The organism is Pseudoalteromonas sp. PA2MD11 (assembly GCF_017808125.1).
In the GTDB taxonomy this organism is placed as follows: Bacteria; Pseudomonadota; Gammaproteobacteria; order Enterobacterales; family Alteromonadaceae; genus Pseudoalteromonas; species Pseudoalteromonas simplex.
Genome location: NZ_JADKNF010000012.1, coordinates 79,388 through 103,371 on the forward strand (window position 1 = coordinate 79,388; position 23,984 = coordinate 103,371).

32 protein-coding genes and 1 tRNA gene are annotated in these 23,984 nt (G+C 41.7%); 27 read left to right on the top strand and 6 right to left on the bottom strand.

Translation table 11 applies throughout. The features are described from left to right. The first annotated feature begins 344 nt into the window (after positions 1–344). Positions 345–866 (top strand): hypothetical protein, encoded by a 522-nt coding sequence (locus ISP07_RS13780; protein ID WP_054554188.1) that lies wholly within the window; start codon positions 345–347, stop codon positions 864–866. A 42-nt stretch (positions 867–908) separates the two neighbouring features. Here the strand turns inward: ISP07_RS13780 and slmA are convergent, their stop codons facing one another. Together slmA and coaBC are read right to left on the bottom strand one after the other, a co-directional pair. Continuing rightward, complete coding sequence (slmA, locus tag ISP07_RS13785) at positions 909–1,496, bottom strand: nucleoid occlusion factor SlmA (protein ID WP_054554189.1); 588 nt, start codon at positions 1,494–1,496, stop codon at positions 909–911. A 112-nt stretch (positions 1,497–1,608) separates the two neighbouring features. Then, positions 1,609–2,802 carry a bifunctional phosphopantothenoylcysteine decarboxylase/phosphopantothenate--cysteine ligase CoaBC gene (gene coaBC / locus ISP07_RS13790; RefSeq protein ID WP_209327938.1) on the bottom strand — a complete coding sequence of 398 codons (1,194 nt, stop codon included), beginning with the start codon at positions 2,800–2,802 and terminating at the stop codon, positions 1,609–1,611. Between the two features lie 144 nt (positions 2,803–2,946). Here coaBC and radC point away from each other — a divergent pair, with 144 nt between their 5' ends. The 17 genes from radC to alr all read left to right on the top strand — a co-directional run bounded on the left by radC (position 2,947) and on the right by alr (position 14,671). After that, positions 2,947–3,621 (top strand): RadC family protein, encoded by a 675-nt coding sequence (gene radC / locus ISP07_RS13795; protein ID WP_138601269.1) that lies wholly within the window; start codon positions 2,947–2,949, stop codon positions 3,619–3,621. A gap of 273 nt (positions 3,622–3,894) precedes the next feature. Next, on the top strand, positions 3,895–4,131 hold the full coding sequence (gene rpmB / locus ISP07_RS13800; protein ID WP_036973115.1) for a 50S ribosomal protein L28: 237 nt from the start codon (positions 3,895–3,897) through the stop codon (positions 4,129–4,131). 11 nt (positions 4,132–4,142) lie between these two features. Beyond that, positions 4,143–4,298 carry a 50S ribosomal protein L33 gene (gene rpmG, locus ISP07_RS13805; protein ID WP_022946036.1) on the top strand — a complete coding sequence of 52 codons (156 nt, stop codon included), beginning with the start codon at positions 4,143–4,145 and terminating at the stop codon, positions 4,296–4,298. Between the two features lie 227 nt (positions 4,299–4,525). Continuing rightward, positions 4,526–4,867, top strand: a complete 342-nt coding sequence (gene rpsF, locus ISP07_RS13810; RefSeq protein ID WP_036973113.1) for a 30S ribosomal protein S6 — start codon at positions 4,526–4,528, stop codon at positions 4,865–4,867. Between the two features lie 67 nt (positions 4,868–4,934). After that, positions 4,935–5,237, top strand: coding sequence for a primosomal replication protein N (priB, locus tag ISP07_RS13815; RefSeq protein ID WP_036973732.1), 303 nt, complete (start codon positions 4,935–4,937; stop codon positions 5,235–5,237). A gap of 12 nt (positions 5,238–5,249) precedes the next feature. Beyond that, positions 5,250–5,477 carry a 30S ribosomal protein S18 gene (gene rpsR, locus ISP07_RS13820; protein WP_002962753.1) on the top strand — a complete coding sequence of 76 codons (228 nt, stop codon included), beginning with the start codon at positions 5,250–5,252 and terminating at the stop codon, positions 5,475–5,477. A gap of 35 nt (positions 5,478–5,512) precedes the next feature. Next, the gene (rplI, locus tag ISP07_RS13825) at positions 5,513–5,965 is read left to right on the top strand and encodes a 50S ribosomal protein L9 (RefSeq protein WP_054554192.1); all 453 of its coding nucleotides are present in this window, start codon (positions 5,513–5,515) and stop codon (positions 5,963–5,965) included. A gap of 304 nt (positions 5,966–6,269) precedes the next feature. After that, positions 6,270–6,701 (top strand): type IV pilin protein, encoded by a 432-nt coding sequence (locus tag ISP07_RS13830; protein ID WP_324616130.1) that lies wholly within the window; start codon positions 6,270–6,272, stop codon positions 6,699–6,701. A gap of 5 nt (positions 6,702–6,706) precedes the next feature. Further along, positions 6,707–7,159, top strand: a complete 453-nt coding sequence (locus ISP07_RS13835; RefSeq protein ID WP_054554194.1) for a GspH/FimT family pseudopilin — start codon at positions 6,707–6,709, stop codon at positions 7,157–7,159. Then, positions 7,156–7,557: a type IV pilus modification PilV family protein gene (locus ISP07_RS13840; protein ID WP_209327939.1), complete on the top strand. Its 402-nt coding sequence runs from the start codon at positions 7,156–7,158 to the stop codon at positions 7,555–7,557. Before ISP07_RS13835 ends, ISP07_RS13840 begins: the two co-directional genes overlap by 4 nt. Next, positions 7,554–8,078: a prepilin-type N-terminal cleavage/methylation domain-containing protein gene (locus tag ISP07_RS13845; RefSeq protein ID WP_063528379.1), complete on the top strand. Its 525-nt coding sequence runs from the start codon at positions 7,554–7,556 to the stop codon at positions 8,076–8,078. The genes ISP07_RS13840 and ISP07_RS13845 overlap by 4 nt, the downstream gene beginning before the upstream one ends. Continuing rightward, a complete protein-coding gene (locus ISP07_RS13850; RefSeq protein ID WP_235523717.1) occupies positions 8,071–9,819 on the top strand; it encodes a DUF7305 domain-containing protein in 1,749 nt (582 codons plus the stop codon). The genes ISP07_RS13845 and ISP07_RS13850 overlap by 8 nt, the downstream gene beginning before the upstream one ends. Positions 9,820–9,961: 142 nt before the next feature. Further along, positions 9,962–10,513 (top strand): RNA polymerase sigma factor, encoded by a 552-nt coding sequence (locus tag ISP07_RS13855; protein ID WP_054554197.1) that lies wholly within the window; start codon positions 9,962–9,964, stop codon positions 10,511–10,513. Further along, positions 10,500–10,985 carry a hypothetical protein gene (locus ISP07_RS13860; RefSeq protein WP_082389308.1) on the top strand — a complete coding sequence of 162 codons (486 nt, stop codon included), beginning with the start codon at positions 10,500–10,502 and terminating at the stop codon, positions 10,983–10,985. The genes ISP07_RS13855 and ISP07_RS13860 overlap by 14 nt, the downstream gene beginning before the upstream one ends. Positions 10,986–10,996: 11 nt before the next feature. After that, positions 10,997–11,938, top strand: a complete 942-nt coding sequence (locus ISP07_RS13865; RefSeq protein WP_209327940.1) for a DUF4097 family beta strand repeat-containing protein — start codon at positions 10,997–10,999, stop codon at positions 11,936–11,938. A gap of 274 nt (positions 11,939–12,212) precedes the next feature. Next, positions 12,213–13,592, top strand: a complete 1,380-nt coding sequence (gene dnaB, locus ISP07_RS13870) for a replicative DNA helicase (protein ID WP_054554199.1) — start codon at positions 12,213–12,215, stop codon at positions 13,590–13,592. Beyond that, on the top strand, positions 13,592–14,671 hold the full coding sequence (alr, locus tag ISP07_RS13875; protein WP_055197620.1) for an alanine racemase: 1,080 nt from the start codon (positions 13,592–13,594) through the stop codon (positions 14,669–14,671). Before dnaB ends, alr begins: the two co-directional genes overlap by 1 nt. 5 nt (positions 14,672–14,676) lie before the next feature. On the opposite strand, the gene ISP07_RS13880 is transcribed toward alr, so the two are convergent. Further along, entirely contained in the window at positions 14,677–14,916 is a 240-nt protein-coding gene (locus ISP07_RS13880; protein WP_054554201.1) for a DUF2960 domain-containing protein, read from the bottom strand. A gap of 115 nt (positions 14,917–15,031) precedes the next feature. On the opposite strand from ISP07_RS13880, the gene ISP07_RS13885 reads away from it, so the two are divergent. Genes ISP07_RS13885 through ISP07_RS13895 form a run of 3 tightly spaced genes read left to right on the top strand, consistent with a single transcriptional unit; the run spans position 15,032 to position 16,740 of the window. Then, on the top strand, positions 15,032–15,289 hold the full coding sequence (locus tag ISP07_RS13885; protein WP_054563401.1) for a YkoF family thiamine/hydroxymethylpyrimidine-binding protein: 258 nt from the start codon (positions 15,032–15,034) through the stop codon (positions 15,287–15,289). A 20-nt stretch (positions 15,290–15,309) separates the two neighbouring features. After that, positions 15,310–15,933, top strand: a complete 624-nt coding sequence (gene pnuC / locus ISP07_RS13890) for a nicotinamide riboside transporter PnuC (protein ID WP_209327941.1) — start codon at positions 15,310–15,312, stop codon at positions 15,931–15,933. Next, positions 15,934–16,740 (top strand): phosphotransferase family protein, encoded by an 807-nt coding sequence (locus ISP07_RS13895; protein ID WP_209327942.1) that lies wholly within the window; start codon positions 15,934–15,936, stop codon positions 16,738–16,740. It abuts the gene before it with no gap. Here ISP07_RS13895 and ISP07_RS13900 read toward each other — a convergent pair. Continuing rightward, complete coding sequence (locus tag ISP07_RS13900) at positions 16,737–16,919, bottom strand: hypothetical protein (RefSeq protein WP_054554205.1); 183 nt, start codon at positions 16,917–16,919, stop codon at positions 16,737–16,739. The genes ISP07_RS13895 and ISP07_RS13900 overlap by 4 nt on opposite strands. Positions 16,920–17,138: 219 nt before the next feature. On the opposite strand from ISP07_RS13900, the gene ISP07_RS13905 reads away from it, so the two are divergent. The 3 genes from ISP07_RS13905 to ISP07_RS13915 all read left to right on the top strand — a co-directional run bounded on the left by ISP07_RS13905 (position 17,139) and on the right by ISP07_RS13915 (position 19,400). Beyond that, positions 17,139–17,213 (top strand) — tRNA-Arg (locus ISP07_RS13905). A 270-nt stretch (positions 17,214–17,483) separates the two neighbouring features. After that, positions 17,484–19,100, top strand: a complete 1,617-nt coding sequence (locus ISP07_RS13910) for a hybrid sensor histidine kinase/response regulator (RefSeq protein ID WP_209327943.1) — start codon at positions 17,484–17,486, stop codon at positions 19,098–19,100. A 78-nt stretch (positions 19,101–19,178) separates the two neighbouring features. Continuing rightward, positions 19,179–19,400 (top strand): Rho-binding antiterminator, encoded by a 222-nt coding sequence (locus tag ISP07_RS13915; protein WP_209327944.1) that lies wholly within the window; start codon positions 19,179–19,181, stop codon positions 19,398–19,400. On the opposite strand, the gene zntB is transcribed toward ISP07_RS13915, so the two are convergent. Continuing rightward, complete coding sequence (gene zntB / locus ISP07_RS13920) at positions 19,395–20,366, bottom strand: zinc transporter ZntB (RefSeq protein WP_209327945.1); 972 nt, start codon at positions 20,364–20,366, stop codon at positions 19,395–19,397. The genes ISP07_RS13915 and zntB overlap by 6 nt on opposite strands. Positions 20,367–20,526: 160 nt before the next feature. Between zntB and ISP07_RS13925 the strand changes: the two genes are divergently transcribed. The 3 genes from ISP07_RS13925 to ISP07_RS13935 are packed head-to-tail and all read left to right on the top strand — an operon-like array spanning position 20,527 to position 23,019. Then, a complete protein-coding gene (locus ISP07_RS13925) occupies positions 20,527–20,949 on the top strand; it encodes an ATP-dependent zinc protease (RefSeq protein ID WP_209327946.1) in 423 nt (140 codons plus the stop codon). Between the two features lie 59 nt (positions 20,950–21,008). Further along, the gene (gene rimK, locus ISP07_RS13930; protein ID WP_209327947.1) at positions 21,009–21,914 is read left to right on the top strand and encodes a 30S ribosomal protein S6--L-glutamate ligase; all 906 of its coding nucleotides are present in this window, start codon (positions 21,009–21,011) and stop codon (positions 21,912–21,914) included. A gap of 46 nt (positions 21,915–21,960) precedes the next feature. Continuing rightward, a complete protein-coding gene (locus tag ISP07_RS13935) occupies positions 21,961–23,019 on the top strand; it encodes a succinylglutamate desuccinylase/aspartoacylase family protein (protein ID WP_138601134.1) in 1,059 nt (352 codons plus the stop codon). A gap of 342 nt (positions 23,020–23,361) precedes the next feature. Here the strand turns inward: ISP07_RS13935 and ISP07_RS13940 are convergent, their stop codons facing one another. Beyond that, a complete protein-coding gene (locus ISP07_RS13940) occupies positions 23,362–23,922 on the bottom strand; it encodes a mechanosensitive ion channel domain-containing protein (RefSeq protein WP_095209703.1) in 561 nt (186 codons plus the stop codon). Positions 23,923–23,984: the final 62 nt, after the last annotated feature.

Here is a 23,984-nt window from a genome sequence, read left to right on the forward strand (position 1 = left end):
CATAAAAAGCCTCGCAGCAATGCGGGGCTTTTTACTTTCTAAAAGAAAACCCACTCCGCGCATACAAAACAGCGGCTTATTGGCTGACTCACCAAATCATATTAAAGCCCGTAGTGAATGCTACGGGCTTTTTGCTTTTTGGGCGGAGAAAAACCACTCCGCTCAATATTCAAAATGAATCATCATTCTTTGCTCTTTAATCTCGATTGCCCCTTTAAGTTGTTTAACCATTCTCTGCAATCTAGGAATATTTCTTAGGCTCACTAAGAAAGTCACTCATTATCATAACGGCTTGTTCTTCATATCCTTTAAGTCTGATTTACTTTTTGCTTAAAGGATTGAAAGTGAGTGTTATTGAGGGCAGTACTAAGGAATTTGGCAATACGACTATTCTACTTCATAGCTTGGGTTCTTCTTGTTATAGAATCGAATGGTATAGCCGGATGACGGGCGCATCGACGAGTTTAGCGAGGCTCACGCAAGGCAAGTACGTTGTTATTCGTAAATGGGCGCAAGTTAAAAATATGGCCGATGTTTCGAGTGAATTTAGTAGTCGAAATAGTGCGTTGATACACTTTTTAAATAACGTTGATATTGTTAAATCCCATGATGACTGGATCAGTGCCGCTAAGCAGCATTGTCTAAATTTGTTTGTTGAAAATGAAGGGCTAAAACCAGTTACTAAAGCGAGTTTCCCTAAACCGAGGTTGCAAGGAGCAATAGGAAAAGAAGTTGTTGTGAAATCGAAATTGGGTGAAAGGGAAATTGCTCAGGGCTTACTATTGCAGCTTGTTGGTAACCAGGCCGAAATTCAATTAACTAACTCAAAAAAGAAATACTTTTCAAATCAAGTGTATATAAGGTAGGTATTAAGCTGGTAGTTAAACTACCAGCTAATAAAGCTTGAACTACAACCAAATCTTTTGTAACTCTGGCCACTGCTTTTCAAATTGTGCACTGGGTTTTGCTTTAAAGTCGCTGCGCACGAATTGGTTCATCTTACCTTCTACATAGGCGAGTAAGAAGTTGGCTAGGGTGCTTTCGTCTGACTGGAATGCTTTACCTTCGCGCAGTTTGCGCTCGCGTAGCACTTGCTTGAACTGAGTTTCTAGCTTTTCAAATAAGCCTTGTACACGCTCACGTAAACGCTCTTGCTCACCTTGTAAGGCATCACCGGTCAAAATGCGGGTAATGCCCGGGTTTTTCTCGGCGAAGGCTAACAATAACAGCAAAATATTGTAGACACGTGTTTGGCTTTCTTTCTCATTTTCTAAAATGAGGTTAATGCGTGATAACAGGGTATCTTCAATAAACTCGATTAGGCCCTCAAACATCCGTGCTTTACTCGGAAAATGACGATATAACGCAGCTTCAGACACACCGACCTCAGCCGCGAGTTTTGCGGTGGTGATACGTTGACCTGGGCTGGTTTCTAACATTTGTGCGAGTGCTTGCAGAATCTGCTCTTTGCGATTACTTCTTTTTGTCGCAGGCATGACCATTCCTTTCTTATAATTTATTACTTGCGCTGTTGGGAGTCAGACAAGCCATTTTTTGTGCAAATGAGTGGCTTATGTTAATGTTTTATTCAGTTTCTTTCCAGCATTTTTACAAACGCTTGGCAAGCTCAGTCATTACGCTCATGGCTAAATCTTTTTTACTTCCCATTGCTAAATCTAGCTGCTCATTGTGCCAGAAGAGTGTTAAAGCATTATGATCAGAATTAAAGCCAAGGCCTTCTTTTGATACGTCATTTGCGCAGATCATATCGAGGTTTTTGTTCTTTAATTTACCTTGAGCATAGCTTGCAACATCTTGAGTTTCTGCCGCAAAGCCAACGGTATAAGGGCGGTTTTCGCTAAGCGCAGCGACATTAGCGATGACATCTGGGTTCTTAACTAAAGTGAGGGTTAGTTCATCACCTTGTTTTTTCATCTTTTGCTCATGAATTGCAGCTGCACGGTAATCAGCCACTGCTGCACAGCCGATAAAAGCATCCGATTGCGCGGCCAGTTCCATTGAGGCGGTGAGTAACTGCTCAGCACTTTCTATGTTAGTAAGCAGGGCATTAACAGGTGCTTTAATTGTTACAGGGCCTGAAATCAGATTTACCTTTGCACCTAACGCAAGTGCAGCTTCTGCAAGGGCATAACCCATTTTGCCAGAGCTGTGATTAGAGATATAACGAACTGGGTCGAGGGCTTCTCGGGTTGGTCCTGCAGTAATCGTGATAGTTTTGCCTGCAAGTAGTGGCTCTACTTCAGGTTGTGTACAAAGCGCGACTAACTCATGAGGCTCTAACATGCGTCCTGCGCCTACATCACCACAGGCTTGCTCGCCTTTACCTGGGCCCCAAATAACCACGCCGCGCTCACTTAGAGTGGCAAGATTTGCTTGTGTAGCAGGGTGGGCATACATTTGTTGGTTCATTGCAGGTGCAACCGCCACTTTTGCAGGGGTAGCCAGTAGTAGGGTCGTCAGTAAGTCATCTGCAATACCCATGGCCATTTTGGCTAAAATATTACTGGTTGCAGGGGCGACTAAAATAAGGTCTGCCCATTTGGCAAATTCGATATGACCCATTGCGGCTTCTGCTGCGGGGTCGAGTAATGAATCAGAAACAATCTCACCGCTAACTGCTTGCATAGTTAAAGGAGTAATAAAGTGTTTGGCTGAGTCGGTCATGACGACTTTTACTTCACAGCCTTGATCTTTTAAACGGCGAACAAGTTCTGCGCATTTATAGGCTGCAATACCACCACTCATACCTAACAGGATTTTTTTATTTACTGATTTTGTCATTACGTGAAATTTAACCTTTGTCGATATGGGCTAACGATAGCAAATCTTTACCGATAGCATGAAGTTTTCTTTTCTACAGACAGGAAAAAACTAAATTTTATAGTACAGTTTAATATATGGAATAGTTGTTTTAAGGATGAAGCAATGCCATTAACCGATTTACCTTTATCAGCAAGGCCGCGGGAGAAGTTACTTGCCCAAGGTGCCAAAGCACTCTCAGATGCAGAGTTATTAGCAATATTCCTACGAACCGGTGTGCCGGGCATGAATGCCATTGAACTGGCTGAGCATCTGCTCGATATTAATAGTACGCTGCATGACTTATTTAATGCATCTGAACAAGAGTTTTGCGCTCAAAAGGGTTTAGGGGCTGCCAAGTATGTGCAGCTTCAAGCAGTGCTTGAATTAAGCCGGCGCTATATGCTTGAGCAATGTAAGCGCGAGGCGTTATTTACTTCGCCACAAGCCGTGTATGACTATTTAACTATTCAGTTACGTGGCTTACAGCAGGAAGTATTTATGGTGCTGTACTTAGATAGTCAAAACCAGTTGATTAAAGACGAAGTACTTTTTTACGGCACTATTAATGCCGCGTCTGTGTACCCCCGTGAAGTGGTTAAAGCAGCGCTGCGTAATAATGCGGCGGCACTAATACTTGCTCATAACCACCCAAGTGGAGTTGCTGAACCTAGTCAGGCCGATAAATTGATCACCACTAAATTGCAGCAAGCTTTAGCCTTAGTCGATATAAATGTGCTGGATCACATCATAGTGGGTGGTGAAAATTGTGTTTCGTTTGCCGAAAGAGGGCTTATATAGAGCCAACTGTATTAGAGAGTGTGTTAAAAATGAGCAGTTTAGGGCGATTTTAGAAATTAGTTTAATTTAAATGCAGTTTTTACTTTCCCTAAGGGCATTCGATCTTTATAATTAGCCGCTATCAAATTTACACATGAGCTGATTGGATAAGATCTGTTACTTGATCTTTGCCTGTATAAGCTGTATAAAGAGCGCCCTTCGATTTATCCCGGGGCACAAATACTGGCCTAAGGGAAAATTAAGCTCGAGCGAAGTTATTGGAGATATATAGACATGTCTAAAGTATGTCAAGTTACAGGTAAGCGTCCAGCGGTTGGTAATCACCGTTCACACGCGAGAAACGCGACTAAACGTCGTTTCCTACCTAACCTACAAACTCACCGTTTTTGGGTTGAAAGTGAAAAACGTTTTGTAACACTACGCACTACTACTAAAGGTATGCGTATTATCGATAAAAAAGGCATCGACGCGGTTCTTACAGAAATCCGTGCTCGTGGCGAAAAAGTTTAAGGAACTGAATCATGCGCGATAAGATCCGTTTAGTTTCAACTGCTGGTACTGGTTTTTTCTACACTACCGACAAGAACAAGCGTAACATGCCTGAAAAAATGGAAATCAAAAAATACGATCCTAAAGCTCGTAAACACGTGATTTTCAAAGAAGCTAAAATCAAGTAATTTTAGTTTTCAGAATTCAAAAACCCAGCCTCGGCTGGGTTTTTTGTTTTTAGCGTTTAGAAAATCTTAATAGAGCACAATAATCTAGCTTGGCTTGCTGTTTTATCTTGCTTAATTATCAATCTAAGCGTAAAATGCGCGCTCATTTCGGCTTATTAAATTTAATTCCTTGCCTTAAACCGACTGGCCGAAACGGTAGAAGGCTCTATTAACCGTAAGGAATATCCATGCGTCATTACGAAATCGTATTCATGGTTCACCCTGATCAGAGTGAGCAAGTACCTGGTATGATCGAACGTTATACTGGTTCTATCACTGAAGCTGGTGGTACTATCCACCGTCTTGAAGACTGGGGCCGTCGTCAATTGGCTTACCCAATCGACAAGCTTCACAAAGCTCATTATGTTCTTATGAACGTTGAAGCACCTACTGAAGTAATCAGCGAGCTAGAAACTACTTTCCGCTACAACGATGCAGTGCTTCGTAACTTAGTTATGCGTACTAAAGACGCTGTAACTGAAGCATCTCCTCTTGCGAAAGAAGAGAAGAAAGAAGCACCAGCTGCTTAATCGTTTTGAGTTCAAGCATGGCGCTTGCAGTTGAGACAAAAAGATGAGCCAACCGCTTAATCCTTATATGAATCAGCTGACACTATCTGGGGTTGTTTGTAAAACACCTAAATATAGTCAAAGCCCTGCTGGTATACCGCATTGTATTTTTGTTCTTGAACATAAATCGATGCAAGTTGAAGCAGACCTTAACCGTAATAGTTATGTCAGGCTTCAAGTTGTTGCCAGCGGCACGCCAATGCAACAACAAACTCAACAATTGCACGTTGGGCAACAAGTGCAAGTGACGGGGTTTTTAAACCGTCACGAAGGCCGAAACGGCTTAAGCCAATTGGTCTTGCATGCTCAACATATAGAAAGAATTTTTTGAGGAATTTTACTCATGGCACGTTATTTCAGACGTCGTAAGTTCTGCCGCTTTAAAGCGGAAGGCGTACAACAAATCGATTATAAAGATCTAGCTACTCTTAGAAACTATGTTACAGAAAGTGGCAAAATCGTACCTAGCCGTATCACAGGTACTAGCGCTAAATATCAGCGTCAGCTAGCAACTGCTATCAAGCGTGCTCGCTACTTAGCCCTTCTTCCATACACTGACTTACATAAGTAAGCAGCGGATTAACAGTTTTTAAAAGGTGTAGAGACATGCAAGTTATTCTACTAGACAAGATCGCAAACCTAGGTGGCCTAGGTGACCAGGTTGTAGTTAAATCTGGCTTCGCACGTAACTTCCTTTTCCCACAAGGTAAGGCAGTTCCTGCAACTAAAGCTAACATCGAAACTTTCGAAGCACGTCGTGCTGATTTAGAAGCTAAGATCGCTGAAGATCTAGCTGCTGCTCAAGCTCGCGCTGACAAGTTAGAAGCATTAGCTGAAGTTACACTAGTTTCTAAAGCTGGTGACGAAGGCAAGTTATTCGGTTCTATCGGTACTCGCGACATCGCTGAAGCTATTTCAGCTGTTGGCGTTGAAGTTGCTAAATCAGAAGTTCGTTTACCTCTAGGTACTATCCGTGAGACTGGCGAATTTGACGTAGCAATCGCAGTACACTCAGACGTATCGGCTACTATCAAAGTAATCGTTATCGCTGAAGCTTAATAGCAATATTAAGTAAAAAAAAGCCGCACTTAGGTGCGGCTTTTTTGTGCCTGAAATTTATAAATTGTAGCATTTTGTACCGCTATTGCTTCTTCAGTTGCCATCCAATAGTATTGGTTTCTATATTTTAAATAGACAAATACTAGTCCTATAATCTTACCTATTTTACAAACATACGTTCTTTTTTCTTAATTTTATTTTTCTTATTAGTATAATCGAATGGGTAAAAGTAAATTGGTTAAAATTGACACTGACAACGCTGTCATTTATATTGTGCTGGTTAAAAAGTGTTAAGGGGTTGAGGTTGAAAAGTGCATTAGTACCACATGGAATGGGTAAACAAGCAGGATTTACATTAGTAGAAATTCTTATCGTGATCGCTATTTTAGGGATTCTGTATAGCGTAGCACTGCCTGCTTACACTGAGCACATGCAACGTAGTCGCCGTGCTGATATTCAACAAGAGTTACTGCAATACAGCGCCAGCCTCGAACGTATTTATTCACGAAATGGCGGCTACCCCAATGCATTTGCAACTCAAAATACTGACTATTACACCTTTACCTACACAGCAACAGATAAAGTATCAGGTGCTGTAAGCGATTTTAAAAATCGTGGCTACAGTTTAAAAGCCGCTCCTAAATCGGGTTCGGCGCAAGCAAGTGATCGCTGTGGTGACTTAACCGTTAAACATGATGGTAGTTATAGCGCTTCATTTAGTGATTGCTGGGAGTAACACAATTGCGTCGAATTGCAGGGTTTACCTTAATTGAGTTAATGGTTGTGCTGAGTGTTATTGGCATTATGGCAGCCCTTGCTTTCCCGTCTTTTAGTCAGCAAATTTTGCAAGATCGCGTCGTAACTACTGCAAATCAATTAAATAGTGCTTATAAATTTGCACGCAGTGAAGCGGTCAAACGCGACAAACCTATTAACCTAGTTGTTAGTAATAATAGTTGGCAAGTGACCCTCAACGAGGGCGGCGTAGACACGGTTTTAAAAGAATTTTCGGTCACAAAAAGCGGCGTTGCCGTCAATTTAGTCGCATTGGCCATTAGTGCCAGTGGCGAAGTTGATAAACAAGCTGAAATTTTAGTGAAAGATGAGCACACAAATACCACTGATTACGTGATGTGTGTGCTTAAAAGTGGCCAAAACTGGTTAGTAGAAAATTCACAGCGAGGATGTGCATGAATAAGCAGGCAGGCTTTTCATTATTAGAAGTGATGATTTCAGTGGTGATCGCTGGCATCGCATTATTAGGCTTGGCGGCAGCGCAGCTAAAATCGCTGCAATATGCAACCAATAGCTTTAATTACACAGTGTCACTTATTCAAGGGCAAAACACCATTGAGCGTTTGTGGCCGCGTATTTGTGAAATTCAAAAAACCAATACCGCACTTTTTCAAGACGCGATATTTAGAGCTTCGCTCGCGCCACAAGTGAGTGATTATCAGCTGACGATCCCAGCTACTTACAGTGATGACATGCAAATTAATGTGGCTTGGGTTGATAAACGCATGACAGACAATGCAGAAAATCAAATTAGTCTAAATGCCAGTTTTCCTGATTTAACGGCGGTGTGCTCATGAACAAACGCGTTCAGGGTTTTACCTTAGTTGAACTGATGGTGGCATTGGCAGCTGGCGCTTTTTTATTAGCGGGAGTGAGCTTGTCTTACTCGGCGATTAAAAGCACGATTGAGGTGAGTAAAGAGCTTGAAAACGCTCAAGAAGTGATTCGCTATACCAGTAAAGTATTCAACCGCAGCATAAAGCAGACACAACTAACACCGACCATCAGTGCAGATAAAAGCACGATTACCATTACTCAACCTAGCGGTGTGATTGCTTGTGATGGCTCTGCGACAACTGCGCAGGTAGTTGAAGTATATAGCTTAAATGGTAGCAACTTAATGTGTTCACTCGATGGTGCTGCCTCAGAGCGATTACTGACAGGAATCGAAGCTTTGTCATTTGATATCGCCGGTGAGCTTGTCACAGTCACTGTAAAGCCAAATGATTTACCAGCTCAGTTCGGTAATGGTATTAACATTGATATTGCCTTAACTAATGCAATATTAGTCAAAGCATACGGAGCTGGCAGTGTATAACAAGCAAAATGGTTTTACCCTAATTACAGTGTTGATCTTGACCAGTATGGCTAGCATAGTGGTGCTTAGTTCGCTACGTGAAAACGTTGTTCAAGAACGTTTAAGTGGCAACTTTCAAAAGAAATTAAACAGCCGCTTAATGGCTGAAAAAGGTGTGTTTGAACAAGCTAAGTTACTGCAACAAACCTTGAATGATGAAGGTGTATTAGCGGTTGAAGATTTGATCAGTAAAACCAGTAACGCATCGGGCTCTGGTGTTATTGCTGATGATGCCATTTTTAATGCCAGTTTAAGTCAAAACGCTGCTGGTGAGCTTGAAATTGCAAGCTTGGGGCAACGATTTGATGGTGACGCGCAAAGTAACTTAGTCGCCCGTTTTGCAGTACAAGGTGCGAAAGGTAGTTCTGTTTTCACTAATGCGATGGTGGGCTGTAAGGGAGTCGATTTATCGGGCAGTGGTAGTATCGACAGCTATGATTCGAGTAAAGGCAGCTACGAAGAAACAAAGTCGAATGATGGTGATGTTTCAACCATTGCTGGCGATTCAGATGTAGTGCTATCGGGTCATTCACCGATAAAGGGCGATGTAAAAGCGACCGGAGTTATTTACTTAAATGGCTCATCACCAATTATTGGTAATATCCATTCGAACTCCGGTGTTTATATCTCTCCTGGCAGTGGTTTACGTGTAGATGGTAATGTCTATACCCGTGGTTATTATACCCATCGTGGCGGGACTGTTTCGGGGGTTGTGCGAGCCAATGGTGATGCAAAAATGCAGTGGTCAACATTCATCACGAATAGCCAAGGCGAAGCGTTGGATATTATGTATGGCGGTTCAGGCGATTTTAAAGATACCAGCAATAACCAGCAAGATGGTGTGCATTATAGTGATCGTAAATTTAACGTGAACCCGAATGTTGAACCGGTAACTGTAGCCGATCCAGCTGCACCTGATTATGACCCTACAAACCCAGATACCAGTTGCGACCCGTTAATTTTGCCAGAGAAAATGACAGGCATCACAGACCAAGTAAGCAGTTACAGCTCTATTTCTGTAGGTCCTACGCAACAATTTAAGCTTAATACTGAAAAGGGCTATTTTAGTCGCGGTGGTAGCCAAGTTATTATGCCAAGCCTTGCTGATGTTTTCTTGTTTAACTCTAAAGCACAGAACCAAGCTAATGGTAGCAATAGCAAAGAGTATATTTTTGCTCTTGATAGACTCAAAATGACCAGTGACGGCAAAATGGAAGTTTCTGGTGGTGATGTTATTTTACTGATTGATGGTGACTTTTCGATGGCGGGGAGCACAACACTGACTATTAAAAAAGACAGTAGTTTAACTGTGTTATTAACCGGAAAAGTCAATATTGGCGCAGGCGCAAAAGTTATTACTGAGCAAGAAGGATTAACTACTAGTGGTCATCCGTCGTTATCATTCTACTCATCATTTAATGGTGTAAATGGCGTGCAATTTAGCGGTGCTGCGAATTTATATGCGGCTATTTATGCCCCTTTGACAACGGTGAAGCTATCGGGAAGTGGTGAGCTGTTTGGTAGTGTACGTGGCTCTACAATTACCGCAACAGGGGGCAGTGGTGCTCACTATGATGCGGGTTTATTACAAGTACAAAATGGCGGCACGCCTGCTTCTTCGGCACGTATCGTATTTTTAGGTTGGAGCTACAAAACCGCAGAAACAACTGAAGAAGAAAGCGAAGCATCACCTGCCGAATAACGTAAATCCCCAAATAAAATTGTGTAAGCTCAATTATTTGTAGCTTACACAAAAAAATTTAATTTCATTTAAACCTTTTGAATCCCTCCTTACGTCTAATACACTAAATTCACAACAATAATCATAAAGGACAACATCCAGGATGTTGATAGATGCAGAACAAGCGTTCGCCCAGCAAAGTGAGCATGCCTTGATAGAGCGCGTAAAAAGCGGTGATCAAGCTGCCTATGCAACACTTTATGAGTTGCATGTGAAGCGGGTTTATAGCCTTTGTTTGCGATTACTTGCAGACAAAGAGCACGCAGAAGATGCAACACAAGAAGTGTTTGTACAGTTGTGGCACAAAATCGCGAACTTTGATGGACGCTCACAATTTTCGACTTGGTTACATAGTGTTACCAGCAATATTGCGATTAGCTACATTCGCAAACATAAAAGCTGGTTTCAAAAAGTAGTGAGTTTTGAACAAAGCGGTATGGATGAGCAAAGCGCAGCAGATTGCGACGGCTTTAACGGCCTCGATAAATTAGTACTGAGACTACCTGAGCGAGCACGTATGGTGTTTGTACTTCATGCAATTGAAGGCTATCGCCATGAAGAGATAGCAAGCATGCTTGATATGGCGGTCGGTTCAAGTAAATCGCAATTTCACCGTGCAAGGCAGTTATTAAAAGAGTGGTATGAAAATGAGTAAGCCAGAATTTGAACAATTTTTAAATGACTCGCTTAACCATAAGCAAGATATTAGCCCAGACAAAGATCTCTGGCCCGGTGTTGAGCGAGCAATTGCGACAGGGCAGCCAGAGCAAACTGAGAAGCCAAACCATGGCTGGAATAAACTCGCTGCAGTTGCCGCTTGTTGTATTGCCGCACTATTGACCGTACAGCTTTTTGTTGGCCAAGGTGAGCCAAATAGCATGATGGCAATGAGCGACTATTTTACCAAGCAAAAGCAAGGTTTGTTGGTGCAGTATCAAAATCAACCTGCGTTAACCGATAACTGGCAGCAACAACTAAAAGAGTTAGAAGAAGCCGAAAGTGCCATAAAGCAAGCACTTGAGAATGAACCTGAAAACCCAGCTTTATTACAAATGCTGTCGCAGGTTTATCAGCAACAACTGGACTTAATTAACAAGGTGCATGCACCGAAGTGGCAAACGATTTAGGAGTGACAATTATGAAAGTACTAGCCTTAACTTTAGGATTATTGCCACTGATGGCAATGGCAGGACAAACCATTAATGAACAAATTGATGTACCTGCAAATAAACGCATTTTTATTGAAAACCAACGTGGTGATGTACGCATTGAAGGGTGGGATAAACCACAACTTAAAATCGAAGGTGAGCTTGACGATAAAGCACAAGGCTATCGTTTAGAGGTTGAAGGCAGCCGTGTTGAATTTATCGTAAAAATGCCGCGTAACTTAGGTGGCTGGAATAGTGGTGACGGTTCTCGTTTAACCATTTACATGCCAAAAAGCAGTGAGCTTGAATTTGCTGGGGTGAATGTCACAGTTAGTGCTAAAGAGCTTGAAGCGGGCGCAGAGATTGATACCGTCAACGGTGATATCACAGTGCAAGATATTCGCGGCAACATGAGCTTTGAAACGGTCAATGGCGATGTGAATGCCCACGACTTAAACGGTGATATTCGCTTTGAAACCGTTAATGGTGAAATTAACGATAAAAACTCACAAGGTGCCTTACGCTTTACCGCGGTGAATGGCGACATTAAGTCAAAAACCAAAGCACAAGATGTGCGTCTTGAAAACGTAAACGGTGATATCGACTTTGCTTTTGATGCAATTAAAAAATTGCGCATCAATACTGTAAATGGTGAAGCAGAAGTACACATCAATAAGCTGCTAGCAGATGCCAATATTCGTTTTGAATCAGTCAGTGGTGATGCCGAGTTTTATTTCCCAACTGATGTATCGGCAACGTTTGAAATTGAAGCTCACGCTAACGGTAAAATCGTTAATGAGCTTAGTGATGACAGAGCAACGAAGGCGAAATACGGCCCATCTAGCGACTTAGAATTTAGTATTAACGGTGGGGATGCTGATATTGAAATGGATACGATTAGCGGACGTATTGAACTTCGTAAACAGAAATAACGATTGCAGTTCACTCAATTACAATAAAGCGGGAGGACTTCCCGCTTATACCAATCGTGTTAAGTTGTTGGTCTTAAATAGCGACAGATAAATGAAGTGATAACAAGGCAGAAATTTTGACATGTAGTTACTCTACTTTAGACATTTCTAACGCAGTTAGCGCTTTATTTAGCACGCTAGAATGACCAAATATTTAAGTCGATTGGTATTAACTATTTGCACAGCCTTAGCAAGTAGATAGAATAGAGCCATTCAATTTTAGTTTTGTGATGTTATGGCCAAACCAGATAAGCAAGTCGATACGTTAAAAGTCCCTCCCCATTCAATTGAAGCTGAGCAATCTGTTTTAGGTGGTTTAATGCTTGATAATCAAGCGTTTGACCGTGTTGCTGAGTTAGTGGTTGCACAGGATTTTTATACCCGCACCCATAAGCTCATTTTTGAAGCAATGGTGAATCTTGCTGAAGGGGGTGATCCAATCGATTTGATCACTATTTCTGAGAGCTTAGAGAAAAACAATCAGTTAAGTAGTGTTGGTGGTTTTGCCTACCTTGCTGAAATTGCCAAGAACACGCCAAGTGCGGCGAACATTGATGCTTACGCGAATATCGTACGAGAGCGTGCTGTTATTCGTGAAATGATTGGTGTTGCAAACGAAATTGCAGAAGCTGGCTTTAGCCCCGAGGGGCGTACTAGTCATGACCTGCTCGATTTTGCTGAAAGTAAAGTATTCAAAATTGCTGAGCAGCGTAGTAAAAGCACTGAAGGCCCACAAAACTTACACAGTATCTTAGAAAAAACCGTTGATAAGATTGAAGAGCTTTATCAGTCGCCACAAGATGGTGTGACAGGTGTAAGTACCGGCTATACCGATCTGGATAAAATGACGGCGGGTATGCAGCCTTCTGACCTTATTATTGTGGCGGCACGTCCATCGATGGGTAAAACAACCTTTGCGATGAACTTAGCCGAACACGCCGCCATGACGCAAGACAAGCCTGTACTTATTTACTCATTAGAGATGCCTTCAGAGCAAATCATGATGAGGATGCTGGCATCGCTAGGTCGTATTAACCAAACTAAGGTTCGTACCGGTCAGCTAGATGATGACGATTGGGCGCGTCTGTCGTCAACCATGGGCTTGTTGATGGAAAAAGGTAAAATGTATGTCGATGATGCATCAGGCCTAACACCAACAGATGTGCGTTCGCGTGCACGCCGTATTGCCCGCGACCATGGCGGTATTAGTATGATCATGGTCGATTACTTGCAGCTAATGCGTGTGCCAAGCTTGTCGGATAACCGTACTTTAGAGATCGCTGAAATCTCTCGTTCATTAAAAGCACTGGCAAAAGAACTGCAGTGTCCGGTTATTGCACTATCGCAGCTTAACCGTACCCTAGAGCAACGTGCCGATAAACGCCCAATCAACTCCGACTTACGTGAATCAGGCTCAATCGAGCAGGATGCCGACTTAATCATGTTTATTTACCGTGATGAAGTGTATAACGAAGACAGTGCAGAAAAAGGCGTGGCCGAAATCATCATAGGTAAGCAACGTAACGGCCCAATCGGTAAAGTACGTTTAACCTTCCAAGGTCAATTCTCGCGTTTTGATAACTACGCGGGTCCAGCCATGGACGACGAATACTAATGCGCTTAGCCATTGCCGAAATCAACCTACAAGCACTTGCTCATAATTTAGCGCAAGTGAAGCGCTTTGCGCCTGGTTGCAAAGTAATGGCGGTGCTTAAAGCCAATGCTTATGGTCATGGCTTAGTTAAAATTGCTCAATACTTAAATGATGCGGATGCATTTGCGGTTGCGCGAATAGACGAAGCGTTAGCGCTACGTGCAGGTGGACTGACAAAACCGATTGTATTGCTTGAAGGTTTTTTTCATAAAGATGATTTACCTATCTTGCTTGCCAATAACTTTCAAACCATTATTCATGATGAAAATCAGCTCGCAACGCTTGAAAAAACAAGCCTTGATGCACCAATTGCATGCTGGTTAAAGGTGAATACTGGGATGCATCGACTGGGTATTGCACCATCGCAATTTGAGTCTTTCTACAGTCGCTTAAAAGCAAGCCCAAATGCCCGTGATGACATTAAGTTAATGACGCATTTCTCGTGCGCCGATGACATCAATGATGAAAAGACCGCTCAGCAAATTGCCTTATTTGATTCACTGGCAGATGGCAAAAGTGAGCAGCATTGCCTTGCAAACTCTGCTGGTATTATTGCTTGGCCAAAAGGTCATGGTGAGTGGGTGCGTCCTGGCTTGATGCTTTATGGCGTATCGCCGATGCTTAATGGTGTAGGGCAGCAGCACGGACTGGAGCCTGTTATGCGTTTGACTACGCGAGTTATCGCGATACGCGATGTCGATGCCGATCAGTGTGTTGGCTATGGCGGACGCTGGCATAGCGATAAACCGACTAAGCTTGCGGTGGTTGCGATGGGCTATGGGGATGGTTATCCACGCCATGCCGAACAGGGCACACCTGTAGTTATCAAATCACAACGCTATGGTATTGTTGGCAGTGTGGCGATGGACATGATCACGGTGGATATTGGTGATAACCGCGACAACATAAAAGTGGGTGATGAGGTGATCATGTGGGGGCCAGAGCTTCCCGTTGAAGAGATTGCCCAGTGCGCAACAACTATTCCTTACGAATTACTCTGTAATATCACCCCACGAGTCAGCTACGAGTATCAAGAGTAACTTTGTTACTCTTTAATAAAATACACGTCACTGAAACCCATTCGTGCGAATTCTTGGTCACGAAAGTTACGTACCGCCGCAGAGCCTTTTGAAGTCATTTCGACTTGTTGTTCCATCTTTAAGTAATTGGTTAAATCAATGCCTTCAGCCGCTGCGATCGCATGGTACATATCGCGGTATTTATCTTTTGCAAAATTGATTTCGCGAGGCTGGTTTTTAAATTTGTAAGTGATGCGGCGTGCCATAATGAATCCTCAATGTTTATCGGGGCTGATTTTACACTAAAAAATAACCATAGCCATGACTTGTTAGTACAAGCGGGTTACAATGCAATACTTTTTAAAGACTCGGTAACTCATAATGAAACTTTCAGTAGAGATCAGTAAGTACCCACTACATCAAGACTACATTCCGTTTATCAAAGGTTTTATTGACCGTGTAAACAGTTATGAAGGGCTTAAAGTGATCACCAACACCTTATCTACTCAGATTTTTGGTGACTATGATTTAGTGATGTCTGTACTTAATACTGAAATCAAACGTTCTTATGAAGAGTTTGGTAAAGCTATTTTCGTCTGTAAATTCTTACATGGTGACTTGTCGCCTAGCGAAGACTAAAGCCAACAGTAGCGCGTGTTATGGAATTTTTAAGCGAAACCTTCTCAGGCTTTACTGCCATGTCGCATTGGGAATATATTGCCGTTGCTTTATCGGTGGCGTATTTGCTGTTAGCGATTAAAGAAAGCTTATGGTGTTGGCCTGCCGCGTTTGTAAGCACCTTTATTTATACCGTAATGTACTGGAATGGCGCACTGTTGATGGAGTCGCTACTTAATTTTTACTACATGTATATGGCGGTATATGGTTGGGTCGTTTGGCGCAGGGGCATGGACAATAAAGATCATCTGCCCATTATTTCATGGTCGTTAAAGCGCCATGCGGTGATTTTGCTTGCCACCTCACTGGCCTCAGTTGCCATTGGTTTTGTGATGACCAATTACACGCACGCTGATTTTGCTTATTTAGACAGCTTTACCACCTGTTTTGCGGTGGTGACAACCTACCTTGTTGCCAAGAAGGTACTGGAAAACTGGTTGTATTGGATTGTGATTGATGCGGCATCTATGTACCTATACTTTGAAAAAGGGTATTACCCAACCTTAGTACTTTTCGTGTTTTACACCATTATGGCTGCATGGGGCTTTAAAACTTGGTATGAAGAATACGAGCAGCATCAGGCTAAGCCGCTTGCACAGCTATAGATGAAAACTGAGCAACAAATTCACGCGCTTTTTACGCGCTTCAACTCACGTTTAGTTATCACCTCAATCAGTCCACTGGTTGAGGGGTTAAGCAATGATAACTACCTAGTTAAAACAGCAAGCCAGAATTTTTTGGTTAAGCACTATTGCGACCACTGGCCGGCGATTGGTCTTGCAGCGCAAGCGCATTTTGCAAAGCAAAGCTGCTGCCCAGCCCCACTTTGGTTAGAACAAGCAACCGACACGGCTATTTTCGAATACGTGGCGGGTAGTATTGCCAGCGGTGAATTTTGTAGTAGCTTATTGCCCGACTTAGTTAATTTACACCGTTACCCTGTGCTAACCGAGCCGATGAATATTGCTTATGAAATTAACTACTACCAGCAAACAGCGCGGTACCAGCAACATGCTGAGCTAATTAAACAGTCACTGGCTTATATTGCTTCAGCGCCTAAAGACATGGGTTTTTGTCATAATGATTTAGTGAAAGAAAATATCATTGTGAATGAGACGGGTATGTTTTTAATCGACTTTGAATATGCCAAAAGCAACGATGTTTACTTTGACTTAGCTGCGCTGGTGGTGAGCTTTGCGTTAAATGATGAGCAGCAACTGGCGTTACTTAAACATTACCAAGCGTTAGTGTGCGAACATCACGAATTTTACTTATCAGTTGAAAAGCTCGCGGCATTTCATGCGCTGTTTTTACTTTTATGTATTTGTTGGTATGAACAACGTGGTGCGGTGGATAAAGTGGCGCCACTGCTAACACAGCTTAACCACTTCATAGAAAAAGCTAAAAATTAAAGACCGCCAATTCGCTCAGCAAGTTCTTTATATTTTTTTACATCTTCTTGTTCAAACAAAGGCTCCCCTTTGTCATCTTGTGATTTCGAGATCAGTAAATGTTCGCGAGCAAGGCGCTTTACGCGTTCAACTTTTACACCCAAAAATTCCGCGACTTGCTCTGTAGACATTAAACTCATGATCAAATTCCCCTTACATGGCAATACTGCCACCTTGTTATTAATTTTATTAAGTATACGTTAATACCTTGGTTCTGCACGAAAGTGAAGTGTTTTAATGCAAATTGCTGAATTTGTGTGCATATAAAGGCCTTGATGCTAGCATTTAGCGCAAGATGCCATTATCATTGCCGGGTTGTCATGCTGATATCGCGAGTCAGTATTGATGACGACAAATGTGCTCTCGTGGTGAAATGGATATCACGTGGCCCTCCGGAGGCTAAGTTGCAGGTTCGATCCCTGCCGAGAGCGCCATTTGCTCTTCTATTAATTTCATTCAGATGTGCTAATCTCATAGTTTAGTATTTGTTACTAGGCAGGTACCTCATTTCATAAATTGTTGTTGCATTTAGCTACACACCAAAAAATTAATTTGCTCTACTATGTTTAGTAATCAGTAGATTAGCTCTACAGGAGTGTTTGAACATGTCTATTTATAGTAATGTTACTTGTCTTAACTTTTGTATTAATTAGTTTTCAATTCAGAGAGGGAAAGCCTCAGACAATTGACGGGCAGATAATAAAATGATAAAAGCCAATATTCCTAAAAATGAAAAGCAAAGACTAAAAGCCCTTTACGACTATGAAGTAGTAGACAGTGAAGCCGAAAAAGTATTTGATGACTTAACGACATTGGCATCTGAAATTTGTGAAACTCCTATATCGTTGATTAGCTTGGTTACGCCAGATCGCCAATGGTTTAAATCAAAAGTGGGCTTAGACGCTGATGAAACAAATCGAGAAATTGCTTTTTGTTCGCATGCGATTTTAGAGGATGATGTGTTTGAAGTATCAAATGCATTAGAGGATGAGCGCTTTTTAGATAACCCGCTAGTTGTAAATGATCCTAATATACGGTTTTACGCAGGTGCTCAATTAGAGACACCAGATGGTTTTAAAATAGGCACTTTGTGTGTTATTGATAAAAAACCTAAAACACTAAACGAGCATCAAAAAGTTGCTCTAAAAATCCTGAGCCGAGAAGTCATTAGTCAATTAGAACTTAGAATAAAAAACAAACGACTAATTGAAATGAGTGAGCGTAAAACTGAGTATCTATCTAATATATCACATGAATTAAGAACTCCACTCAATGCTATTGTTGGCTTATCTGAGCTAATTTTAATGCATGAAAAAATTGCCGATGTAGATGCCGAGATTCGCTCGCATGTGGATCACATTTGTTTTAGCAGTAAGAACTTGTTGGAAATCATTAATGCTGTACTTGATATAAGTAAAATCGAGGCCAACAAAATGGAGCTAAACGAGGAAAATATAAACTTAACGGACTTATTAAAGAACATCATCACATTACTTAAGCACAAAGCTGAGGACTCGGGCGTCACATTAAATGAGTGCTTTAGCTTTGAATCTTGCACCTTCATAAATATCGATGGTCAAAAGCTATCACAGATCCTTATTAACATAGTCACCAATGCAATTAAGTTCAGTGGTGCCGGTAAGCGCGTGGATGTGACTGCATCTTTGCGAAATGAACAGCTTTGTATTGAAGTTAAAGACCAAGGAATTGGCATTAAAGAAGCCGATTTAAAGTTACTATTTAACAAATTTGCGCAAGTTGGAAAGGCAAGTACATCACAAGAAGGGACAGGGTTAGGGCTTTCGATTACTAAGGGGTTGGTTGAGTTAATGGCTGGCAGCATAACTATTTCTAGTGATGAAGGGGTTGGCACTACCGTAAATATAACACTCCCATATTCACTCGAAAAATCGAAAGCTCCTTTATTGAAAAGTGAGCCAATAAACCAAGTCACTTTAAGCCAATGCAAAGCGTTAATTGTAGAAGATAATAAAGTGAATCAGGTTGTAATAGCTTCAATGCTCGAAAAGCTTAATATGACGTATGAAATTATTGATGATGCAAACAACATACTTTCGAAGTTAAAGAACAATCATGTTGATATAGTTTTAATGGATATTAATTTACCTGGAATAAACGGTGTTGAGGCTGCAAAGCTTTTAAAATCTAATCACATTGCTATTCCTATTTTAGCTCTTACTGCTGATGTCTTTTTAAGTTCTGAAGATAAAACGGTATTTAATGGCTTTTTATCTAAGCCCTTGCAATTAGAGTTGCTCGAACAAGCCTTGCTTAAAGTGTTTAGTCTAGAGGCTAAGTAAAATAGGCATTGTGTATTATGAGTTTAAAACCAGTCTATTCATAATATACTGAATCCAAAGTATAAATTAAGGGGCACAATGGCTTATCAGCCCATCGCCTGTGGCGACTACGATAAATATGAATTATGGTGCATGCATAACTCTTTATTACGCATTACCTTAGAATCTGGTGAACAGTTAGAAGGTAAGGCAAAGACCTTGAAGATACTCAACTCCGGTGGCGAGCACCTGATTTTGGCAACAAAAAAAGGCGAACATGCCGTCCGCCTTGATTTAATTAAAATGGTTGTCGAGCTATAGCCATTTTTTATTTTTAAAGTAAATGCCAATCCCAACGGTTAGCACCACTAAGAAAATAATAAATAAGCTAAATGCGTAAGGGCTTTCAGTGCCCGGAATACCGCCTACGTTTACACCTAGTAAGCCAGTTAAAAAGCCAAGTGGTAAAAACAATGCAGCAACCACCGACATCACATACATGCGCTGATTTAGTTGCTCAGATACTTGGCTAGTAATTGCTTGTTGAATAATTTGCGCGCGTTCAATTGAGCTATCTAGCTCTTCTAAGTAACGGATCAACATATTGGTTGTTTCGTTTAAGCGTGCCTTATCGTCTTCATCTAACCACTTATACTTGTTGTTTAACAAAGTAATAAGTGCTTCTTTTTGTGGCCGTAGATAACGTTTTAACGCGATTGTCTGGCGGCGAATTTGTGCTAATGATTGATGATCAAAGCCTTTGTTTGGTTCATCAATTTCATCTTCAAATCCATCGAGTGTGTCATCTAAATTGTCGATAACAGCTTGCATACGCGAGGTTAGGTTTTGCGCTAATTGGCACACTAACTCAGAAATTGTGCAAGGACCATTGCTGCCATCGAACGATTCAACAATATCTTGCACCGATAATAAACGGCGCTTACGTGTTGTGACCACAATGTTTTCGTTAATAAACAAGCGTAGCGAGACCATGTCTTCTGGACTTTGCGCTGGGTTTAAGTTAACTCCACGTAAAAACAGCATATTACCATTAGTGACTTTACTTAAACGCGGGCGTGTTTCATCGGCAATCAGCGACTCAAGTTCGTAATCAGTTAATAAATTACTTTGCTCAAGCCATGCAACGGCTTCAGCTTGACTGTAGTCCATGTGCACCCAAAGCTTTCCGTGTTCGGGTTGCCAATTTTGCAGCTCAGTACTATTTTCAATAGCACGTGCACCGCCTTGTTCGTCTAAGATTAAGACATGAAGTAACCCATTGATCATATTGAACTCTCGTTTTACAAATAGTGCGATATAGTTGAGTATATACATTAGTATAGTCAAGACTATATTAATGAAATCGATTTATCGAGGGGATAAATATATTTCGTTGGTGTTTCTAGCTCTGTAGCGTATAAGACACTTTTTTATAGAGGGCACATTAATGAGCGCAAAAATTATTGTTGGCTGGCGAGAATGGCTTGGCCTGCCTGAACTAGGAATAGAAAAAATCAAAGCAAAAGTTGATACCGGAGCAAGAACTTCATGTATTCATGCTTTTGACATTGAGGAATTTTCAGAAAATGGCGAAACATGGGTGAAATTTACTACCCATCCTCTACAAGACGATGTAGAAACAACGGTAGAGTGTCGCGCCAAAGTAGTTGAGCGTAAGTATGTGACCAGTTCAAGCGGTCAGCGTGAGCTACGCTACTTTATTGAAACAAAATTAGTCGCAGGAACCCAAAGCTGGCCTGTAAGGGTGACTTTAAGTAACCGTTCAACAATGAAGTTTAGAATGTTGTTAGGGCGTACAGCAATGGAAAATCGCATAGTCGTTGATCCGGCTTTATCTCATTTATTATAGAAAAAGGACTTATCACACGTTGCTACGTGTATGAGTTTATCAGTTAAGGTTTTTAACTTATGAAACTTGGTATTTTATCTCGCAACCAAAATTTATATTCAACACGTCGCTTAATTGAAGCAGCAGAGCAACGTGGTCACGAAGTGAAAGTAATTGATGCACTTCGTTGTTATATGAACATTAATTCAGAGCAGCCTGAAATCCATTACCGCGGTGAAAATTTAAGAGATTTTGACGCTATCGTACCGCGTATTGGTTCATCAGTGACCTTTTATGGCTGTGCGGTATTACGTCAGTTTGAAATGATGGGGGTATTCCCTGTCAATGAATCAGTGGCGATCACTCGCTCACGCGATAAGTTACGTTCATTACAGCTACTTTCACGTAAAGGTGTGGGTATGCCAGTAACAGGCTTTGCAAGTAAACCTGATGATGTAAAAGATTTATTAAGCATGGTGGGTGGCACACCAGTGGTTATTAAGCTACTTGAAGGTACCCAAGGTATTGGTGTGGTATTAGCTGAAACACGTAAAGCTGCAGAAAGTGTAATTGAAGCGTTTATGGGCTTAAAAGCCAATATTATGGTGCAAGAGTACATCAAAGAAGCGGGCGGTGCGGACATTCGCTGTTTTGTATTAGGCGATAAAGTAATTGCTGCGATGAAGCGTCAAGCGCAAGAAGGTGAATTCCGCTCTAATTTACACCGAGGTGGTAGTGCGACATTGGTTCGTATTACTCCAGAAGAAAGAAGAACAGCGGTTGCAGCTGCTAAAGCGATGGGTTTAAACGTAGCGGGTGTTGATTTACTTCGCTCTGCACGTGGTCCATTGGTGATGGAGGTTAACTCATCACCTGGCCTTGAAGGTATTGAAGTTGCAACCGGCAAAGACATTGCAGGCATGATTGTTGAGTTTATTGAAAAAACAGCGGCATCAAAAAGAACTGCAACGCGTGGTAAAGGTTAAGCCTTTACCCATAGGAAAATAAGCGCTCTATTAAAAGGAAAAGTGCGTGGCTAAGGTTAAGAAAAATACACCGTTTTCAATTTTAGGCGATACGGTGGGTGTTGGCGAACGTAAAACATTTGCGATTGAAGCTGCCAAGCTTTACACCCACTCGCCGTTAAATATTCCAATTGAAGTCGTCAATGGTGTGCAGCAAGGGCCTGTATTAATGGTATGTGCTGCAATTCACGGTGATGAGCTCAATGGTGTTGAGGTTGTTAGGCAGTTGCTTGCTAAAATCGATCCAGAGCAATTGCGCGGTACTATTATTGCGGTACCGATTGTGAATGTGTTTGGCTTTATTCACAAGTCACGCTATTTACCAGACCGCCGTGACATGAACCGCAGTTTTCCGGGCTCAACACGAGGCTCGTTAGCAGGGCGAATGGCGAATGCGTTTTTTACTCAGGTGGCAATGCATTGTACGCATATTATTGATTTGCACACAGGTGCAATTCACCGAACTAACTTGCCACAAATTCGTGCCAATTTGAGCGACCCTGCAACGGCGGCTATGGCAAAAGCGTTTGGTACTCCAGCGGTGATTGACGCGTCACTTCGTAATGGCTCATTGCGCAGTGAAGCAGCCAATTTAGGAATACCCGTTATTACCTATGAAGCCGGCGAAGCGCTACGCTTTGACCCAATAGCCATTGCAGCTGGTGTGCAAGGTGTTGACTATGTCATGCGCCATTTAAAAATGGTGCGTGGCAAACGTGCTAAAAAGCTACCAGAGCCGATTATTGCAAGCTCGACGAGTTGGGTACGCGCTGAAGTTGACGGTATTGTTCGTGCACAAGTGTCACTCGGTGAGCGAGTAATGAAAGGGCAGGTTCTCGCTTATATTAGCAGCCCTCTTGGTGATGCTGAGCTTGAGTTACTAGCGCCACGCAGCGGTATTGTCATTGGTCAACAAACCATGCCGCTGGTAAACGAGGGGGATGCTGTATTCCATCTTGCTTACTTTGCTCACGCAAACAGCTTAGTTGAACAACAGCTCGAAAACTTTATTGATGAAATAAGTGATATTGAAGACGAGTTAAAAACCGCAGAATTAAATAACTAATACCCTATTCTGTAATTCAAAAAGCCAAACTACCTGTTTGGCTTTTTTGTATCCGCCTGTCCCCATCTAATACTTGACCTTAGAGCAAGTACAAGGTTTATAGTTTTTTTACTTACTTAATTGTCGTAAGAATGACTAAAGGATCAAAGATGAAAATTTTTCTATTTTATACAGGCTTATGCACGTTTGCTATTTCACTTATGCACGGCTTTTTTACTGAGCAAAGTGTTGTTCACATTGTGTTATTTCACCCTTTAGTCATTTTATTTAGTTTTATATTAATCGCCTATGGAAGCAGAAAAAAAACACCTCTTTAGCAAGCATCTCGTTAACTTTAAGTCGTTACTTTTTTGGACCTAAAATACGTTTTATGGTTGGCGCTTTGGTTGCTGTAGGTGGGTTTTTTAGGACCATCACAGGGCGGGTAACAAAGATGTTGTTTGGGTAAATCACTTTGTGACCATCAACGTGTTCAAGTACCACGTTCATTAGTCCCATTTCGATAATGCGGCCTTCTAAGAAGTTTGCACCGTCAATTACTCTCACCCAAAAGCCAACGCGGCAGTCGTTTTGAATAAACATCAGCAAGAAGGCTGTTAGGTTACTTAGTAACGACCAGGCTGCAAAAAGCGCGACACCCAGCATGGCAAAAATGGATGAGCCAAGTACTAGTAAGCCGCGTAGCTCTATACCCCAAAAAACCAATACTAAACACAGCATGACAATGGCAAGAATGATATTGAGCAACAGCTCAGCACGGTATTCACGATGCGGATCAGCTTTGCCTTTAATTGCTTTTAACAACAGTTTTTTGGTGGTTTTACGAAGCAGCGGGTAAAGCAAAACCGCGATAACAGTCACGATTAAATGATATTGCTCGTTAAAGAATTCGACGAAGTCCAAAAGGGTTCCTAAGTTAATATTTTACGTTTCGATTTTAGCTTTTTAGCTAAACAATAACACTA